Genomic DNA, 18,249 nt, shown 5'->3' with positions numbered 1-18,249 from the left:
CTACTGCGCAAGCAAATTTAGCGCAGTATGAATTTACCGATGGGAGCGCAACCAGCAGAGTCTGGGCGGGGTAGTCGACCTCAATGCGATTGCATATGGCCACTGCCAAGGTTTGACCTGATCGAGTCGACCGCTTAATGTGACTGTAGATTTTTTAGTTAGAACAAACGTTTGGGTTTTATGGATCTATTGCTCCAGTCTCTTATTCTCAGTGCCAGTCTCGGCGCGTTGATTGGCTTAATTCGCCAATGGGGGGATCAGCAGGAGCAGGGAACAGATCAGCACGATGCTTCCTTCGCTGGCTTACGCACGTTCGTGCTGTGGGCGTTGATCGGTTATACCTCGGCATTTCTCTCGGAGAGCTATGCACCTTACTGCTTTGTCGTGGCGCTAGTGATAGTCGGGCTGCACCTCGTGCTGCATGGTCGCGTGGACAAAGATAAAAGTCGGGTGGGATTTACAACGGGCGCTGCTGCGATTATAACCCTGTTCCTCGGTGCGCTGGTGTATTGGGATCATTTGCCGCTCGCGGTGATGCTGGCCGCCTTAACCATGGTGACACTTGGGCTGAAGCAGACCACGCATTCGTGGACGCGGCGTTTTACGAACGAGGATATTCGCTCAACCCTGCAATTTGTCGCGGTCACGGGAGTCGTGCTGCCACTGGTGCCGAACCAAGGCTATGGTCCGTCGGAGGCGATCAATCCGTATTCGTTGTGGCTGATGGTGGTGCTCATTTCGGGGCTTGGATTTGTGGGGTATTTGTTGATTCGCATGCTCGGCACACGCTCTGGCGTGATACTGACGGGGTTCGTGGGAGGCCTAGCATCGAGCACGGCTACGACGCTGGCATTTAGCCGAGAGTCGAAGGTCTATCCCGCGCTTTCATTAGGCTTTGCCCTAGCAATTGTGATGGCCTGCACGGTGATGCTGGCGCGCGTGATCATCATACTCGGGCTCATTTGCCCAGAGTTTATCCCGTCGCTATGGTTGCCGTTTCTGGTGCTGTCGGTGCCAGGCTTGTTGTATATCCTGATCGTCGGGCTGTTGTATCGGAAGGGCAGAGAAGCGACGGAAATACCCGAGTTGAAAAACCCGCTTGGGCTAGGGATTGCGATTAAGTTCGCGCTGATTTACGGCATCATTTCTGTGCTCGTAAAAGTGTTTATGAGTTCCGGCCTGAGCGAGGGCCTGCTCGCTTTGAGCTTTGTCTCGGGGCTGACGGATCTCGATGCCATCGCGCTATCGATTACCAATAATCTTAAGGATGGCATCGTGACCGCCGATTTGGCAGCGAAAGCAGTAATTGTCGCCGCGATCGCTAACACCTTGCTCAAGGCAGGCTTGGTTTTCTCGCTCGGTTCGACGCAATTACGCAAACACATCGCGATTGCTTTAGGTGCGACCGTGTTGGCCGGTGTCGGTGCGTTCTATCTGATTTGATGGTTAGCGTCTCATGCAAAGCAACGATTGCGACCAAAAGCTAAATTTAAATGAATGGTGTAGGACGCGGTTCTTTACGCAGGAAAGGCCGTGTTGAGCTGGATTGGAAGGCACGTTCTAGATCAACAAACGGCTGTATTGAAATGTCACAGTCACTTTTAATCTCTGAGATCTTTACTTCAGGTATAATTTGGAGCAAGGGGAATGGGGATCTTTATATTTTGCGTTTGCCCTCCTGCCAAAGGTCCGCGGATCTGCTGACTACTTACTTACCCTAGCAAGGGTGAATCGCTCAATTCGTTATCATTGGTCGCGCATACCGATGAAGGCTATATTTCCACCAATTAAGCCATCGACGCTTCATTGTGATCGGGGAGCACAGTTGTATGCTTCCTCCATCTGTAAACCAATCCACTGGGTATCCTAAGTCGGTGTAGTTAAAAGGTCTGCCTTCGCCAACATATTGATCCAATATTTTCTCAATGGAACGGCTGGATTGTGCTGGAGATCCAAATTTCCAAGTAGGGGCCTGAGGAAGGTAAGGCCAACTGAGAAGTAAACCAGGTTCGATTACAATGTCTCCTTGGCTGACGGTTTTCATGGCACGAAATAGATCAACCAAGTCGCCTCCTTCGGGGGTCGGAACCTCTCGCAGTAGCAGGGACTTATTAGAAATTGCGTCCTTTTGCCGGAATGGGATATTCTGTAATCCGTAGCGAAATAGAGCCTTGGAGATCGGCAAAGCGTCAGTCTGCGAATTTTCAAGTGCGGCAAATAGAAACGGCACATCGTATGGCCATGGATCACGCATCAGCAGTCTTGCAGCTAACTGCTGTAGGTCTGCATGATTCAATAAGCTGAGTAATGCATCCCTCGCTGCTTGGTTTCGGAAGTCTTCTTCAAAGCCACCGAAAACAGTTCGGTCGATTCCAATAAGATGCAGAGTATACACGGCTCCGATTCTCGCTTTGGATGAATGGTTCTCCTTTATGTAATCGATGAGGACTGGGATTGCGGCGTCCCCATGCTTTGCAATAGAGAACATATCGTCGGTGTAACCAATGTATTGGGATTTTCCGGTGAAGTTAAGCTCCCAATCATGATCTAGTCGCTGAATCAAGGTTTCCAAAGGAGTCTCAGAGTCGATTTCTGCAGGCACCCATGCCCCTTCCTGTGCACGATAATCTTGTAGTTGTGATCCTTGTGGTGTGCCGATGAGGGGAGATTCCCCGTGAGCAAGACAGATCGGCAGCATGAAGATGAGTGCGAGGGCTTGTGCGATTGGTTTCATCATGTCTGCGTATCAAGGTTCGTTATTTATAAAAAACGCGGTCGAGGCTTAGGCCTTTGCCAGGTGCCGTGACGATGCGATGGGTGCGCTGCTTGGATTCGAGAATTGTGCGAATCTCGTCGGGGCTGAGGCGTCCGCGGCCGACGGCGTAGAGTGCGCCGGCGATGCTGCGCACCATTTTGTAGAGAAATCCGGAGCCTTCGGCGGTAAGCGTGAGCTGTTTGCCGCGCTGGATGACTGCCAGCGTGTGCACGGTTTTTACGGGGTTCGGGTCGTTGTCCTTACTGTGGCTGGCGCTGTATGCGGTAAAGTCGTGCGTGCCGACCAGGTGTTGGGCGGCGGCATTCATGGCGTCGAGGTCCAGTGGAATGTCACGGCAGGCCCAGACGTAGCGGTCGTGGGTCGGTTTGGCGCGGCCGAGGGTGTAGCGGTATTTGTAGCGCTTGCCGGTTACGGAGAAGCGGGCGTGAAAGTCGTCGCTGACGGGCTGGATCGATTTGATCTGAATCGTCGTCGGCAATTGCGCATGCAGCGCACGGATCAGCTTCTCAGGTGGGTGCTTCCAATCGGCATCGAAGTGGAAGCATTGCCCGTTGGCATGCACGCCGGCATCGGTGCGTCCACTGCCTTGGGTTAGAATTTTGATGGAGAAGATCTTTGAGAGGATCGCTTCGATATGGTTTTGCACGGCGTTGCCGTTGGGTTGGCGTTGCCAACCCTCAAAATCAGTGCCGTCGTAGGCGCAAATACATTTCCAACGCATGAGGAGGACTGTGTCGCCTTTGGGGGAGTTGTGAAGAGCGAAGTTTCGTCTGGCAGTCTTAATCCTAATCATAATCTTACTCTTAATCGATCAGGGGGATTATGATTAAGAGTAAGATTATGATTAAGAGTTGAGGTCTGTCTTCGGGCTGCAAGTCTGCGTTGCCATGGGGGAATTGGAAACATGGCAATATGCGCTGGTCGCGTTGGGCGCGGTCTTTGTCGGTTTGGGGAAAGGTGGCTTGCCGGGCGTGGGGAATCTCACGGTGGTATTGCTGGCACTGGCACTGCCAGCGAAAGCATCGGTCGGGGTGTTGCTGCCGATCTTGATCGCGGCAGATGTTGTGGCGGTTTCGATCTATCGTCGTCATGCACTGTGGCCGTATATTTGGAAGCTGCTGCCGTGGATGCTCGTGGGCATCGTGATCGGCTATTTTGTCTTTAGTCGGGTGAATGATGCGCATGTCAAATTCTTGATCGGCGTGATTCTGCTCTCGATGACGGGGGTGCACTTCTTTCGTAAGTGGAGCCGCCGCAACCATGAGGGGGAGGATCTGTTGCCGCACCACCCAGTGTTCATTGCCACGACGGGGATCATTGGTGGGTTTGCGACAATGGTGGCAAATGCGGCGGGGCCGGTGGCCGCGCTCTATTTTATTGCCTCGGGGCTGCCGAAATATGCCTACATCGGCACATCGGCGTGGCTGTTTCTATTGGTGAATCTGATCAAAGTGCCGTTCATGATGGATTTGGGCATCATTGATTTCAGCTCCCTCGGGTTTAGCGCGAGTTTTATGCCGTATGCGCTGGTGGCTGCGATGATCGCGCCGTTGATTGTGAAGCGGATCAACCAGCGGGTATTTGAGATATTGATTTGGGTCTTTGTGGTGATCGGTGGTCTGAAGCTGGTTTTATAGGTCAGAGGTCAGAGGTCAGAGGTCAGAGGTGAGAGGTGAGAGGTCAGAGGCCAGAGGCCAGAGGTGAGAGGCCAGAGGTCAGAGGTCAGAGAGCTGAGGAGGGAGGGGTGTTTAATTGACTAACTGGTCATTCCGAACTCGTAATTCCTAATTCTTAATTCCTAATTCTCCTCAATGGCACGTAAATCGACACGTAAACTTTGGGCTGAGCATATCGCGCGAGGCGGTGCGCAATCTGCAAAGGCACTGCGAGCGACACCGATGCGCACGGTGCAGTTTAAGGGGATCGTGCTAGGGATCGACCCCAGCCTGCGTGGCAGTGGTTTTGCGGTGCTGGACTATCAGCCGAACGGCAAGGTGCGGGTGCTGGAAACGGCGACGCTCAAGCTGAAGCCGGTTATCTCGCAGATCGAATGCCTCGGTGCGATCGGCAACCAAGTGGAGGATTTTATTGATCAACATAAGATCAATCACGTGGCGATTGAGCAGACCATCTATGTGCAAAATTTCCAGACGGCGCAGATTCTGGGAGCGGCACGCGGTGCGGCGATTGCGGTGGCTTCGATGCGCGGCTTGCCAGTTTTTGAATATGCCCCATTGCGGATCAAGCAGGCCGTGGCAGGTGCGGGCCGAGCGAGTAAAGAGCAAGTGGCGCGAACGATCCAGAGTATTACAGGTGCTGATTTGACTGAGCGATTGGACGAATCCGATGCCGCTGCGGTGGCGCTGTGCCATGCTTATACCTGGCGCGGGGAGTAGTGCGTCGAGTTGTCCTTAAGCAGAAGCCAGAAGTTAGAATTCAGACCTCCGTTTCTACGACATACGCATTTTTGAGTCTCGCCAAGTTGGCGTAGAGCGCCCACTGGCGCAACTTCCTCAGTGTCATTGAGCAACTTCTAACTCCTAGCTTCTGATTTCCGTTTTTTGAATTACGTGTTCAAGAAATTTGGATAACGCTCACACAATGTTTGTATTTCTAGGCTAAAAACCTCATACGGTGTGCTATGCAGAAAGTATTTATTACAGGCGTAAGCTCTGGTTTGGGGTATAGTTTGGCAAAGACTTACTTGGAGCAAGGTGCTCAGGTATATGGGTGCAGTCGCCGTGCGCCTAAGGATTTGATCGAAAAGGGGCTTATTTTTAAGGCAGCAGACTTTGCCGATGCTGCGACTGCGATCCATGCGGTGGGTAGTTTGCTGGCAGATGCAGGGAACCTACACTTAGTCGTTCTCAATGCTGGGAAGCTGGGTGAGATTCGTGATTTCAAGGACACTCCATTGAGCGATTTTCGTGAAACGATGGAGGTCAATATGGTCGCCAATAAGTGGTTGCTGGATCTGATTTTTGCCTCTGGCCGACAAGTGAAGCAGGTGGTGGCCATTTCGTCGGGGGCTTCGCGTTCGGGGCAACGTGGCTGGAATGGTTACAGCATTTCGAAGGCGGCATTGAACATGTTGATCCATATGTATGCGAATGAGCAGCGCCGCACGCACTTTACATCCTTGGCTCCGGGCTTGGTGGATACTGCGATGCAGGACTATTTGACGAACCTTCCGGAAGATGAGCGTTTCAAACCATTGGCGATTTTGAAGGAGGCGAAGGGCACGGAGAAAATGCCGGATGGTGATACCTGCGCGCGTCAATTGATCGATACGTTTCCAAAATTGCTGGAGCGTCCGAGCGGTGCCTATGCTGATATTCGGAAGCTGTAGCGTTCGGGAGTCGTGGCTCTGTTTTACCTGAAAAGCCTGCAGGTTCGTTCATTTTCTCTGTGGTGTTGAGCCGGATATTGCTGTGCTTGTGAAAGAAAAGAGGAATATACCTTGTTTTCTGCGTAAGTAATTTATCTTATGTTCTGAATTATGGCTGTTCCTCCTCGCATTCATCTAAGTATACTGACGAAAGATCAGTTGGTTGATCGTGCTCTGGGTGCTAACCGGGCGAAGGTTCGATTATTGCTGGCCGATCCGAAGGTGCACATTCTGGTTTTGTTGGAGTCGCATCTCGGCGACTGTCAATTTTCAGGGATCGGCCCGACTTTAAAGTATACTTCAGTTCTCTCCTTAATGGCTGCTGATTTTTCGAGTTTTACACCGAAGGCGTATTACGAAAAGACCGATGAGGATTGTGGCCGTGTGCCAACAGCGACAAGTGAGAGCGAGTCTCTGCGAATTCGTGACTTGGAGGCAGAGTTGGCTGATCTAAAGAAGCGTTACCAGTCACTGCAGCAGGAGCACGAAGTTGCAAAGTTACAGGTGGGGCAATCGAGGGAAGCGTCGCATTTACAGGCTGCTAGCTTTACGCGACGCGATGAAGATTTGAATCACGGCGAGGGGCTACTAGCTGAACGCGAGCAGGCTTTAGCGGAGATGGAGGAGTCTTTGATTTCCCGTCTGAACGAGCATATGGAGAAACTTGCCGAGCTAGAACAAAGGGAAGAGGATTTGTTTGCTCGTGAGCGTCGCTTGCAAGCCAGTGGCGAGTCTGCTGAGTCTACAGGCTAGGTGCCTGCCATCTAAAGGATGACATGACTGGAAACGCAGATTTCGGGACATATCGCTCCGCCGAGGGGATATTCATTCCGAATCTCTATCCTATTTCTGGTGTCGTTATATGTAATTCTTCTGCGCTTGAAATAGTGGCACATCATGGTTCGGAATACTGCAACCAGTGAATAGATTCTCTCTCTCTTCTTTTGATCAACCTAGATTCAGGAGTTAGAAGTCAGAAGTTAGTCCTTGGTAATAAGGCGCTTCCGAGAGTATTTGACGCCGCCTGCCGAGCGCAGCGACACTTATTATGCCCTTGGGTGCAACCGAAGGGCGAAGCCATTTGGCGAATCGGAGATTCTTCATAAAACACTGATATTCAGCTTCTGACTACTGTCTTCTAACTACTCTTTTAAGGATAGAGATGATTCGCTGACGACCTGTTCGATTTCTTGATTAGGTTTATTGTATATTGGATCTCAACCGCGAATCGTTTCAATTCTGATGGAACTGTCTGCGAATTGAATTTTAATTCTTTTTTTGAAGTGATCTACGCCTCGGGCATTAAAGTGCCAATCTTGGTTTTCTAAGTGGCTCCATTCTGTTGGGAGTCTTCCTTCATTTCGAACAAGGTATGCTGCAACTGCTCGTGCATGCCGACATCAAGACGACGATGATTTACACGCACACCGTGCAGAGCCGAACAAAGAAGGAGATGGTCAGTCCGCTGGATCTTTGAGTGGAGGCGGCTCACTCTGATGACACAGACAAAATGTCTGTGTCACTTTGTTCTGACGCCGTTGGGAAGCCTGCGCGTTCGGGGTATTTCTCGATGAATTTTAGAAAAATGTCTTTGGCGACGGGGCCGGCGGTGGAGCCGCCGTGGTAGCCGTGGCTCTCGTCGGTGCCTTCGACCATGACGGCCACCGCAATCTGCGGATTGTCCATAGGGGCAAACCCGAAGAACCAGGCGAGGTTCACTTCTTTGCCGTGGGCACGGAAGTCGGCGGTGCCGGTCTTGCCGCCGATGCGGAAGTGGTCGATTTGCACGAGGCGGCCGGTGCCGTTGGGGCCGACGACGCGCTCCATGCCTTCCCAGAGGAGGTGTGTTTGTTCGGGCGTGAGCCCGATGGATTCGCCGCCGTGGTTGACCTGCATGGCCTCCTCGCGGGTGAGTGCTTTAAGGGTGGGTTTGGTGCGCGTCTCGCCGCGTGCGATGGAGGCGATCACGGTGGCCATTTGTAATGGAGTCTGCAGGAGGAATCCTTGGCCGATGGCGGTGTTCGCGGTGTCGCCAGGCACCCAGCCCGAACCGACTTTTTCTCGTTTCCATTCTTTAGAGGGCACGACGACGCGACTGGTTTCGAAGGGCACTTCGACACCAGTTTTTTGATCGAGTCCGAAGCGCTTGGCTTCGGCGCTGAGGACATCGATTCCCATGCGTAGGCCTTCAGCATAGTAAAAGACGTTACAGCTTTTTTCAATGGCGGCGGGCAGGTCGGTTTGCCCGTGCCCCCAGCGCGAGTTGCAGCGGAAGACGCGATTGCCGACGCGGTGCACGCCTTGGCAGTTGTGCTTGGTGTTGCCATCGATGGTGCCGTTACGCATGCCGGCGATGGAGGTGATGAGCTTGAAGGTGGAGCCGGGCGGGTAAGAGAGCTGTAGGGCGCGGTTGAGCCATGCGCCGCGTTCGTTGATTTCCTCGAAGGTGGTGCGTGGAATGAATGGGCTCAGGTCGTTGAGGTCGTAGGTGGGATGGCTGACGAGGGTGAGCACTTCGCCTGATTGTATGTCGAGTGCGATGGCCGCGCCGGTGCGATCGCCCAGGCCGGTCTCAGCGGCGAGTTGCAGGTCCATGTCGATACTGGTGATGAGATTCTCGCCTTGTTCAGGAGGGATCATTTCTAGGCGTGTATCTTGAAAGCCGAGAGGGTCGACGCGCCACATTTCCATGCCGGTCTTGCCGGAGAGCAGGTCGTTGAAGGAGCGTTCGAGGCCGGTTTTGCCAAGCTTGGTTTTGAAGGTGAATGTCTTGATGCCGTCGTCGGGGATTTCACTGGCGTCGGGCAGGGTGTTTTGCACGTAGCCGAGTAGGTGGGCTGCGGCGGATTTGTAGGGGTAGTAGCGTGCGGTGCCAGTGTGGATTTGAATGGGGGAATTGACGGGGATCTGTTCGACGAGGCGGGCGTATTGATCGGGGCTTAGGTCTTCGACGAGCGGTAGTGGGAGCAGGAGCTTCTCGTTGAAGTGGCGGATTAGCTTACTTTCGGTAATCGAGTCGTCTCTGCCGGTGATGCGATTGATGATGTCGATGTAGCGGTTGACGACGTTGAGGCGGGCAGTCCATGCGCACTTGTTGTAGTTCGGGGTGGGCGGGTCGTGTGGGCGTTCGTCTTCGGGTGTATTCTCGTATTCTTCTTTAATACGGGCACGCTCGGCGTTGTAGATCTTTGAGTATTCCTTGCGAAAGTCGGAGCGTAGGTCGTCGAGGTAAGCGACGGCAGAGTAGTGCGGACGGTTACCGACGAGTAGATTGCCGTCGCGGTCGTAGATGTCGCCGCGTGGCCCGGGCGTGAGGATGCGTCGCTCGGTCTGGCGTTTTTCGATTTCCTTATATTCGCGAATGTCGATCAGCTGGCTCCATCCGAGCCCGCCGATCAGGACCGCGGAGGCCGCTAGGACGATCCAGAGGAACAGTAGGATGCGTGGATTTTCCCCCTTATGCACATCGTATTGACTCATAGCATTGGGAAGTCGTCGGGCTCTGTTTCAGCGTGGCAGAGCGTGAAAAGCAGGCGCTCGAGGTTGAAGAACCACGGTGCGATGATCAGCAGCGCTAGGTGAGAGAGCAGGGTGGTGACGAGCACTTGTCCCCAGAAGGCGGGAGAGCTAATATACGCGAGCCCTTCGCTGATGGTGAGTAGCAGGATGCAAGCGACATTCGCGACGTGTGCGATTAGGATGGGGTGGTAGTTGTGCTCTGCGCGGAAGCGGATACGGGCCATCGTGATGCAGGTGCCGATGGCCATGAAGCCGCAAGTAAATAGCCCGAATTTAGAGGGAAGCGCGGCATCGACCCAGAGGCCGGTGATCAAGGTGCAGATAAAGAACGAGCGATGATTCAGGTAAAGTGCGGGTAGCACGAGCATTGGGCCGAGGAGCACTAGATACAGCGAGAGCGGTGCTAGGCTAGAATTGACCAAGAGACACAGAAAGAGCAGCAGGGCGTTGGCTGCAAAGAGGATGATTACGCGTGGATCAAGGAGCATCGCTGTCGTAATCGAGAGGGTTGAGTGGGATGAGGACCGAAACTTCGCTGAGGCTCAGTAGCCGATCGTCGAGTTGCACCGTGCCTGCTTGGAAGATGCCGGTGCTGCCGGGCTCCAGCCAAATGACCTCGCCGATCAAGAGCCCGGGAGGAAAGGTGCCCCCTAAACGTGTAGAGACGAGTCGTAGTGGGGTTTGGGTGTTGGCCACTAGGTCTTGCGGTGCATCGCGCACCTCGCCGCTGGCCTTGCCGAAGCCGCTTTGCGGCACGCCTTGATAGACGACTGGGCGGTCGTCGCCCTCGAAGCTGGCGGCCATGCGAAAGTTCGGACTGGTGACCAGCTCGACACGGCTGGTGAATGCATCGACTTTGACGACGCGACCGACGACACCGCCTGCGAAGATGACTGCTGCACCTTCGGTGATGCCGTAGTCCTCTCCCTTGCGAATGACGATCTGCTGCCACCATGCGTTGAGATCGCGGCGGATGACGCGTGCCACTTCGTAGCGAAATTCGCGGCGAGCAGGCATGTCGAGGATTGATTCTAAGCGCATGACCTCGGTTTCGAGTATCTTGTTACGCTGATCGAGCAATTGGTAAAATGCCTTCTGGCGAGCTAACTGTTGGCCAGCTTCGATGAGCTCGATTTTCGAGTGGCTGCGGCGCGCCCAGAACTCTTCAAGATCATCTAAATAGGAGGAAACGATCCATGCGGGTGCTTGCACTTCAGTAAAGCTGATGCGCATAAATGACTTAGCCACCGCTGGCAGTATCCACCAAGCAACGAGAAAGAGGCCTAAGGCGACTATCGGCTTGAACTTATCGAGGCGGAATTTCGCCACGTGCAATGCTTAGCTTTTGGGGTTCCCCGTGAGGTCTTTCAATAGAAAGGCCAGTTCTTCCAACACCATGCCGGTGCCGTTTGCGACCGCACTCAGAGGGTCATCTGCGATGACCACTGGTAGGCCAGTCGCATCGCTTAGCAATTGATCGAGGCCACGGATCTGCGCGCCACCACCAGCGAGGACGAAGCCACGGTCGATGAGGTCTGCTGAAAGTTCTGGTGGGCAGCGCTCCAAAGCATTGCGCACCATATCAACGATGGATGCCATGGTATCGGCGAGTGCATCGCGAATCTCAGGAGATGAGATGGTAATGGTCTTTGGCAGGCCAGCAACAGAGTCGCGACCGCGCACTTCCATGGAAATTTCTTCTTCGAGTGGAAAGGCCGAACCGACACGGATCTTGATCTCTTCCGCTGTGCGCTCTCCAATCATCAGGTTATAAGCGCGCTTCATGTAGTTGACGATCGCGTTGTCAATTTCGTCGCCACCGACGCGGATACTCTTGGTGTAAACTACGCCTGCGAGGGAGATAATTGCCACTTCGGTGGTGCCACCGCCGATATCGACGATCATGTTTGCAGCTGGCTCGTCAATTGGAAGTCCGACACCGATCGCGGCTGCCATAGGCTCTGCGAGCAGGACGACATCGCGCGCTCCAGCGCGGATTGCGGAGTCTTTAACTGCGCGGCGCTCGACTTCGGTAATGCCCGAGGGCACTGCTACGACGATGCGTGGCGCAACAAAAGTTTTGGTCTTGTTTACCTTCTTGATGAAATACCGGAGCATGGCTTCGGTGATTTCAAAGTCGGCGATCACGCCGTCCTTCATCGGGCGGATGGCGGTGATGTTGCCCGGTGTGCGGCCGAGCATCTTCTTCGCATCGGCACCTACGGCGCAGACCTTCTTCGTGGACGTGTAGATCGCTACCACACTGGGTTCGCGAAGGACGATACCCTTGTCTTTTGCAAACACGAGAGTGTTTGCAGTTCCTAGGTCGATTCCGATGTCGTTTGAGAGAAGGCCGAACACGTTTTTAAAGAAAAATTAAGATGCGTTTACTTTCGAGCGTGAAAGTAAAGGCTGTATCACACTCGGAAGGGTTTGAAAGTCAAATAATTACCACCCTAGATCGAGGCAAATTCGTGGAGCATGACTGTGATTGAATAAACGATACGTGGGTTGCGATTAATCGCTTGAGGTTATCTCCTCATGTGTCGCCGGCGAGATCTGCTTTATTTGGCAGATCGCTGAAGCACCTCCTATTTTGGATTTTCGCCGCAGAACAAAAAAGCACAGTCCGAGGACTGTGCTTTTGTTTAAACCTAGATTCAGTAGTTAGAAGTTAGTCTTTAATTATGAAGCCTTTGTAGATTCTCCTATAGTCGCCCACCGAGCGCAGCGACACTCAACCGAAGGGCGAAGCCATTTGGCGAGCGTCTAAGACGCCATAAAACACTGATGCTCAGCTTCTAACTCCTTCCTTCTTCCTTCTAACTACTCTTTTAAGGTTAAAGCGTGGGACTGTTTGGACCCCTTAGAATGCGAAGGTGTATTTCGCGAGGCGCTGACCGATTTCGGCTGCAATTGTTTTTTCGGCTTCTTCGCCTTTTGCGGCGAAGGTCACGGAGAAGCGGACGAAGTTGCCGGCATCATCCCAAGGCACTGTGCTGATGAGCTCTTCGGTGATGAGCCATTGGCTGCATGCTTCGCCGGATTCAAACTCGGTGGTCTTGCCATCGATTGTCGCGGACTTTGGTGCGGCGACGTAGAGGAAGAAGCTACCCTTTGGCTTTTTCGCTTTGAAGCCTGCGCCGTTGAGCGCGTCCACGAGGAGGTCCATACGGCGCGAGTATTTCGCGGAGATTTCTTCGGTGATCTGTGGATTCGCGAGCGCGACGGCACCAGCCTTTTGAATGGCGAGGAATTGGCCGGAGTCGGAGTTGTCCTTCATGTCAGCGTAGGCCTGCACGATGAGCGGGTTACCCACGACGAAGCCGATGCGCCAGCCTGTCATGTTGTAGCTCTTCGAGAGGGAGTGGAGCTCGATGGCGACATCCTTGGCACCTTCGACTTGGAAGATGGAGATCGGAGTGCCTTCGAAGATCAGCGACGAGTAGGCTGCGTCTTGCAGAATGATCAAGTTGTTGGCCTTGGCGAATGCGATGGCCTTTTCGAAGAACTCGAGTGTGGCGGATGCGCCAGTCGGATTGTTCGGGTAGTTGAGCACCATGATCTTCGCTTTTGCGACGACGTCCGCAGGCACGGCGTCGAGCTCAGGGAGGAAGTTATTTTCTTCCTTGAGTGGCATGTTATAGACCTCGCCGCCTAGATATTGGGCGTGTGTGCCGAGCACAGGATAGCCGGGAGAGGTCATGAGCACGACGTCGCCTGGGTTGATGAAGCAGGCCGGAATCATTGACAGGGCGGTCTTGGAGCCGATCGAGTGGACGACTTCAGTCGCTGGATCGATGTCATTCACGCCGAAAACGGTTGCCATGTATTGTGCGGCTGCGGCCTTAAAATCGTCGCCGCCATTGTCCGCGTAGCCACGGTTTTCGGGTTGAGCGGCTGCATCTTGGAGGGCTTTGACCACGATTGGGAAGGCCATTTCGTCTGGCTCGCCGACGCCCATGTCGATCAGATCGACGTCTGGCTTGGCTTCTTTCGCTGCTTTTTTCGCGCGTTTGATCTTCTCAAACTTGTAAATGGCAGTGGATTTGCCGTATTGATTGCCGCCGATGCGCTCAGCGAAGAGTTCTTGGATGTATGAATCGCTCATGATTTAATTAATAATTACTAATGGATGATTGCTAAGAATGTGAATGGATAATGGCTAAACGCTGCAAATTGAGTTTTAGCGGAGTTGATAAGTTCTGATTATTATTTTGATAAAGTGTCATACAGGCGTAACCTGTTCCGAAAATTTGTTATGCAAACAATCCAATCGGTCAACGAAATGCAATCTCACGCCATCGGTCTGCGCTCCAGCGGCCGACTCATCGGGCTAGTTCCGACGATGGGCTGCCTCCATGAAGGGCACCTCTCGTTGATTGATATTGCGAAGGAGCGTGCTGATAAGGTCATTGTTTCGATTTTTGTCAATCCCACCCAGTTCGGGCCGAACGAGGATTTCGACCGCTATCCGAAGTCCTTGGAGGAAGATTTAGAGAAATGTGCCGCACGAGGAGCTGACATTGTATTTAATCCTTCGGTGGCTGAAATGTATCCGCAGGGCTACTCCACGTATGTGAATGAAGAAGATGTGGGCTCTGGATTGTGCGGGATTTCGCGCCCGAACCATTTTCGTGGGGTGACGACGGTGTGTTTGAAGTTGTTCAATATCGCTCGCCCAGACATCGCAGTCTTTGGTCAAAAAGATGCGCAGCAGTGTGCGGTGATTCAGAAGATGATCACTGATCTCAACATTCCGACCGAGATGGTCATCGGCGAAACGAAGCGCGGTGAAGATGGCCTCGCCACCAGTTCACGCAATCGCTATCTGACGACCACGCAGCATGCTGAAGCGCTCAATATTTCGAAGGCGCTCCTGCTAGGCCAGCGCATGGTGCGCGAAGAGGGGGTGCGTAGTGTCGACCGTGTGGTTGCGGAGATTACGCATAATTTGTCGATGGCTCGAAGTGTGCGTGTGATCTATGTGCAGGTTGTTGACCGGCTAACGATGAAGCCCGCGGGGCGCGAGATCATCCCAGGGCAGCATATGGTTTGTGTTGCGGCATGGCTGGATCAGACACGACTCATTGATAATATTGCCCTTTAAAAAGAAGCTAGGATTTAGGAGTCAGAAGTTAGTTTTTTGAATCATCTTTCCTACCTGTTACCTCCTAACTTCCCTTCTATTTATGTCTAAATCATACGATGTCATCGTCATCGGTAGTGGAATCGCTGGCCTGAGCTTTGCACTTAAAGTCGCCGAGGCAGGGCAACGTGTGGCCATTATTACGAAGAAGAACTCGGCCGAATCGAATACGAACTATGCGCAGGGCGGCATCGCGGCCGTGACTTCGCAAACGGACGATGTCGAGATGCACGTGGCCGATACCTTGGATGCAGGTGATGGGCTTTGTGATGAAGCTGCGGTGCGCGAGATTTTGACCGACGGCGCATCGAGCATTGAAGAACTAGCGCGCCGTGGTGTAGCGTTCACGCAGTTGGAGGACGGCAGTGTCTCGCTCGGTAAAGAGGGCGGGCATTCGAAACGCCGCATTTTACATGTTAAGGATGTAACGGGTAAGGCGATTGAAGATGCGTTGCTGCATGGCATTGCGACGTCGCCAAATATTGATACTTATGAGCATCACTTTGCGGTGGAGTTGATCACTGCGTCGAAGCTCGGGCTACCCGGAGATGATCGTGTGCTCGGCCTATATGCCCTCAATACGCACTCCGAGCAGGTGGAGACCTTTGAGTCGAGTGTGGTGTTGTTGGCGACCGGAGGCATTGGCCAAGTTTATCAATACACGACGAATCCTTTTATCGCGACAGGTGATGGCATCGCGATGGCGTATCGTGCGGGCGTTGAAGTGCGCAATATGGAATTCATCCAATTCCACCCGACTGCGTTTTACAGCCGCGATTCGGATCGATTCCTCATTAGTGAAGCGGTGCGAGGTGAAGGCGCGATTCTGCGTAACCTCAAAGGTGAGGCGTTCATGGAGCGCTATGATCAGCGAAAAGATCTCGCTCCGCGCGATATAGTAGCGCGTGCGATTGATTCGGAAATGAAGCAGGCGGGGGCACGTCATGTCTGGCTGGATACACGTCATTTGACGCTCAAGAAGCTGCATGATCATTTTCCTAATATTTATGAGCATTGCGCGAAGCAGGGGATCGCTCTGGAAAAGGATATGATTCCCGTGGTGCCCGCAGCGCACTATTTATGTGGCGGCGTGAAGACGAACCTCAGTGGCGAGACCTCGTTGCCTGGGCTGTATGCCTGTGGTGAAGTCGCTTGCACTGGACTGCATGGGGCAAATCGCCTCGCAAGTAACTCGCTGCTCGAAGCGGTGGTCATGGCGAACCGAGGTGCGACAGCAGTGGGCGAGTATTTGTCGGCCGCAAAGGCTTCAATGGTGGACCTGCCAGATTGGGTCGACGGCGACGTGCGGGACTCTGACGAACGCGTGGTGCTCTTGCACAATTGGGATGAGGTGAAGCGGACGATGTGGGACTACGTCGGTATTGTTCGCACGACCAAGCGTCTCGAACGTGCTCGCACCCGTATTAAGACGCTCGACCGCGAGATCAACGATTACTACTGGAATTTCAAAGTTGATGAAAGCTTATTGGAGCTGCGCAACATGATCCTAGTCGCTGGTCTTGTTGTGGATTGCGCCCTGCAGCGCAAAGAAAGCCGTGGGCTGCACTGCACGTTGGACTATTCTGAGAAAAGTGAGGTGCTAGTCGATTCGACGGTTCGATTAGGCTGATGTTATAGAGCTGTGGCCGCCAGCCTCAGCCCTATTTTCTAGAGCTGAGACTGATCGCGCGATCCAGCTTATTGGTAGTTTAAGTCAATGACTTCAGTTAAATTACCATCCGCATTAAAAACATAAAGTCGCTGTAGAGAGGGTTCGATCAATTCAAACGTGCCATTCACTTCAACTGTTGTGTCCTCGCCAGGTAGGCAAGTGCTGCCAAAGAAGTCGGGCTGTAGATAATCGCTCAGGTCATCAAACCGAACCGATACCGTGCCATTCTCGAGCATGGTTTGCTGTGCCGCTGACGAAATTATTCTGCCATTATTAGCCATCATTTTTTCAAGTGACGTCTCACGCACTTTTTGGAAGGCTGGAATCGCCATGGCAGCTAGCAGTCCCATGATTGGAATCATGGCGAGCCATGCAAAGCCAAGCACAATGCCGCTAATTGCCAAGCCTTTGCCCTTTAGCTCACCGTTGCTGTCTTTCACTTTGCTCAAAGCAACAAAGCCAAAGATGATCGCTAGCAGGAAGCCGAACGGAATAAAGAAGCATAGCCCTAGGACTAAACTAGCGATCGCGAGGCCTGATGTTTTTTGTTTATTGCTCATAGGTATTGATAGGTTACTTATGAGGTCTTGTTCGGCAAGCTCCTAATCGTTTGGTTTTTCTGCTGATTGAAATGTCTGTGACGCATCGTCTTTTTTGTGAATTCGTATCTTGCGTAGCTTTAGCGAAGACTGAAGCAGTTCCGATCTGTGCGATGCCTCATTTTTCCAATTGCTGCCACAGCATTGCGTGGCCAAATTAGCTACATGTCATTTTTGAGTTCATCTACTCGTTGCGCGCTGGTTGGCCCTGGAGCGATTGGCCTTTATTACGGTGGTTTGCTGGCGAAGGCGGGTGCTTCACTGCATGTGCTTGCACGTTCGGATGCCGCTGCGCTGCGTGAGGACGGTATCACAATCCGCATGGTGGATCCGCGTTCGGGGGAGTTGAGTGAGACACATTCAGTTCGGCCGAGTGCTATTGAGACAGATGCCGCTGCGATCGGGGCGGTGGATCTGGTGATCATCTCGGCCAAGGCGACAGTGAACTGTGACTTACTACCGAGTTTACAGCATTTGGTCGAGCCAGGGCGCACCACTTTGCTCACGTTGCAAAACGGGATGGGTAACGCCGAATTGTTGGCAAAGCACTTTCCGACCAATCCAGTGCTGGCGAGTCTGTGCTCTGTTTGCGTCAACCGAAGCGCGCCGGGTGTGGTTGAAAATTATCTGCCAGGCCGTGTTGAAATCGGTTCGCTCGGGGAACGCTGGCCTGAGCGTGCGGCTGAGGTCGTCGCGGACTTTACCGCTGCAGGCGTGAAGGCGAATGTCTCACCGGTTCTGGACGCGGCGCTGTGGCGTAAGCTTTGTTGGAATGTGCCTTTCAACGGATTGGCCATCGCGGCGGGCGGCATTACGACGGACTTGATTTTGGCTGATGCTGGGTTGGCCGCGCGTGCGCGTCGTTTGATGGCAGAGGTTCAAGCGGCGTCGGCATTGTGCGGGCATGAGATCGCTGATTCCTTTCTTCAAGGGCAGTTCGATGTGACTGAGAGAATGGGCGCTTATCGTCCGTCGTCCTTGATCGACTATCTCGACGGACGTGCAGTGGAAGTGGAGGCGATATTCGGCGAACCGCTGCGACGTGGTCAGGCACTGGGGCTGGAGATGCCGGAGTTGGCACAGCTACATGCTGAGCTCGTTACTGCGGTGGGCGCTCGTTAAAATGGGGTCGCATTCTGACGTAAC

The 18,249-nt window shown here is 53.2% G+C and carries 16 protein-coding genes; 8 read left to right on the top strand and 8 right to left on the bottom strand.

The features are described from left to right. Window positions 1-180: 180 nt before the first annotated feature. Entirely contained in the window at window positions 181-1,443 is a 1,263-nt protein-coding gene (locus GZZ87_RS03885; RefSeq protein WP_162027464.1) for an MgtC/SapB family protein, read from the top strand. 292 nt (window positions 1,444-1,735) lie between these two features. Here GZZ87_RS03885 and GZZ87_RS03880 read toward each other — a convergent pair whose 3' ends face one another. Beyond that, window positions 1,736-2,737, bottom strand: coding sequence for a hypothetical protein (locus GZZ87_RS03880; protein WP_162027463.1), 1,002 nt, complete (start codon window positions 2,735-2,737; stop codon window positions 1,736-1,738). A 19-nt stretch (window positions 2,738-2,756) separates the two neighbouring features. After that, window positions 2,757-3,569: a tRNA pseudouridine(38-40) synthase TruA gene (gene truA, locus GZZ87_RS03875; protein WP_178106579.1), complete on the bottom strand. Its 813-nt coding sequence runs from the start codon at window positions 3,567-3,569 to the stop codon at window positions 2,757-2,759. Between the two features lie 58 nt (window positions 3,570-3,627). Between truA and GZZ87_RS03870 the strand changes: the two genes are divergently transcribed. The 4 genes from GZZ87_RS03870 (at window position 3,628) to GZZ87_RS03855 (ending at window position 6,917) form a co-directional block, all read left to right on the top strand. Next, window positions 3,628-4,413, top strand: a complete 786-nt coding sequence (locus GZZ87_RS03870) for a sulfite exporter TauE/SafE family protein (RefSeq protein WP_162027461.1) — start codon at window positions 3,628-3,630, stop codon at window positions 4,411-4,413. A 174-nt stretch (window positions 4,414-4,587) separates the two neighbouring features. Then, complete coding sequence (locus GZZ87_RS03865; protein ID WP_162027460.1) at window positions 4,588-5,172, top strand: crossover junction endodeoxyribonuclease RuvC; 585 nt, start codon at window positions 4,588-4,590, stop codon at window positions 5,170-5,172. 245 nt (window positions 5,173-5,417) lie between these two features. Next, entirely contained in the window at window positions 5,418-6,125 is a 708-nt protein-coding gene (locus GZZ87_RS03860) for an SDR family NAD(P)-dependent oxidoreductase (protein WP_162027459.1), read from the top strand. Between the two features lie 150 nt (window positions 6,126-6,275). Beyond that, window positions 6,276-6,917: a hypothetical protein gene (locus GZZ87_RS03855; protein ID WP_162027458.1), complete on the top strand. Its 642-nt coding sequence runs from the start codon at window positions 6,276-6,278 to the stop codon at window positions 6,915-6,917. A gap of 735 nt (window positions 6,918-7,652) precedes the next feature. Here the strand turns inward: GZZ87_RS03855 and GZZ87_RS03845 are convergent. From GZZ87_RS03845 to GZZ87_RS03825, 5 genes are all read right to left on the bottom strand, one after another. Beyond that, window positions 7,653-9,644: a penicillin-binding transpeptidase domain-containing protein gene (locus GZZ87_RS03845; RefSeq protein WP_162027457.1), complete on the bottom strand. Its 1,992-nt coding sequence runs from the start codon at window positions 9,642-9,644 to the stop codon at window positions 7,653-7,655. After that, a complete protein-coding gene (locus GZZ87_RS03840; RefSeq protein WP_162027456.1) occupies window positions 9,641-10,171 on the bottom strand; it encodes a hypothetical protein in 531 nt (176 codons plus the stop codon). The genes GZZ87_RS03845 and GZZ87_RS03840 overlap by 4 nt, the downstream gene beginning before the upstream one ends. Beyond that, window positions 10,161-11,012, bottom strand: coding sequence for a rod shape-determining protein MreC (mreC, locus tag GZZ87_RS03835; protein WP_162027455.1), 852 nt, complete (start codon window positions 11,010-11,012; stop codon window positions 10,161-10,163). Before mreC ends, GZZ87_RS03840 begins: the two co-directional genes overlap by 11 nt. A gap of 9 nt (window positions 11,013-11,021) precedes the next feature. Then, a complete protein-coding gene (locus tag GZZ87_RS03830) occupies window positions 11,022-12,044 on the bottom strand; it encodes a rod shape-determining protein (RefSeq protein ID WP_162027454.1) in 1,023 nt (340 codons plus the stop codon). Between the two features lie 505 nt (window positions 12,045-12,549). Next, window positions 12,550-13,794, bottom strand: coding sequence for an LL-diaminopimelate aminotransferase (locus GZZ87_RS03825; protein WP_162027453.1), 1,245 nt, complete (start codon window positions 13,792-13,794; stop codon window positions 12,550-12,552). 150 nt (window positions 13,795-13,944) lie between these two features. Here GZZ87_RS03825 and panC point away from each other — a divergent pair, with 150 nt between their 5' ends. Both panC and nadB read left to right on the top strand, forming a co-directional pair. Next, window positions 13,945-14,793 (top strand): pantoate--beta-alanine ligase, encoded by an 849-nt coding sequence (gene panC, locus GZZ87_RS03820; RefSeq protein ID WP_162027452.1) that lies wholly within the window; start codon window positions 13,945-13,947, stop codon window positions 14,791-14,793. Window positions 14,794-14,875: 82 nt separating this feature from the next. Next, a complete protein-coding gene (gene nadB, locus GZZ87_RS03815) occupies window positions 14,876-16,462 on the top strand; it encodes an L-aspartate oxidase (protein WP_162027451.1) in 1,587 nt (528 codons plus the stop codon). 68 nt (window positions 16,463-16,530) lie between these two features. Here the strand turns inward: nadB and GZZ87_RS03810 are convergent, their stop codons facing one another. Then, window positions 16,531-17,064, bottom strand: coding sequence for a DUF4190 domain-containing protein (locus GZZ87_RS03810; protein WP_162027450.1), 534 nt, complete (start codon window positions 17,062-17,064; stop codon window positions 16,531-16,533). Window positions 17,065-17,277: 213 nt separating this feature from the next. Between GZZ87_RS03810 and GZZ87_RS03805 the strand changes: the two genes are divergently transcribed. Further along, window positions 17,278-18,225, top strand: a complete 948-nt coding sequence (locus GZZ87_RS03805; protein WP_162027449.1) for a 2-dehydropantoate 2-reductase — start codon at window positions 17,278-17,280, stop codon at window positions 18,223-18,225. Window positions 18,226-18,249 lie beyond the last annotated feature (24 nt).

The sequence above is a fragment of the Lentimonas sp. CC4 genome (assembly GCF_902728235.1).
Classification (GTDB): Bacteria; Verrucomicrobiota; Verrucomicrobiia; order Opitutales; family Coraliomargaritaceae; genus Lentimonas.
The sequence above is the reverse complement of the archived record's forward strand: the minus strand, read 5'-3'. Positions and strand labels throughout refer to the sequence as shown.

Coding starts and splice junctions, on each gene's coding strand:
- GZZ87_RS03825 (WP_162027453.1), bottom strand. CDS start 13,794: ATGAGCGATTCATACATCCAAGAACTCTTCGCTGAGCGCATCGGCGGC.
- truA (WP_178106579.1), bottom strand. CDS start 3,569: ATGATTAGGATTAAGACTGCCAGACGAAACTTCGCTCTTCACAACTCC.
- panC (WP_162027452.1), top strand. CDS start 13,945: ATGCAAACAATCCAATCGGTCAACGAAATGCAATCTCACGCCATCGGT.
- GZZ87_RS03880 (WP_162027463.1), bottom strand. CDS start 2,737: ATGATGAAACCAATCGCACAAGCCCTCGCACTCATCTTCATGCTGCCG.
- GZZ87_RS03860 (WP_162027459.1), top strand. CDS start 5,418: ATGCAGAAAGTATTTATTACAGGCGTAAGCTCTGGTTTGGGGTATAGT.
- GZZ87_RS03840 (WP_162027456.1), bottom strand. CDS start 10,171: ATGCTCCTTGATCCACGCGTAATCATCCTCTTTGCAGCCAACGCCCTG.
- GZZ87_RS03855 (WP_162027458.1), top strand. CDS start 6,276: ATGGCTGTTCCTCCTCGCATTCATCTAAGTATACTGACGAAAGATCAG.
- GZZ87_RS03810 (WP_162027450.1), bottom strand. CDS start 17,064: ATGAGCAATAAACAAAAAACATCAGGCCTCGCGATCGCTAGTTTAGTC.
- GZZ87_RS03885 (WP_162027464.1), top strand. CDS start 181: ATGGATCTATTGCTCCAGTCTCTTATTCTCAGTGCCAGTCTCGGCGCG.
- GZZ87_RS03865 (WP_162027460.1), top strand. CDS start 4,588: ATGGCACGTAAATCGACACGTAAACTTTGGGCTGAGCATATCGCGCGA.
- nadB (WP_162027451.1), top strand. CDS start 14,876: ATGTCTAAATCATACGATGTCATCGTCATCGGTAGTGGAATCGCTGGC.
- GZZ87_RS03845 (WP_162027457.1), bottom strand. CDS start 9,644: ATGAGTCAATACGATGTGCATAAGGGGGAAAATCCACGCATCCTACTG.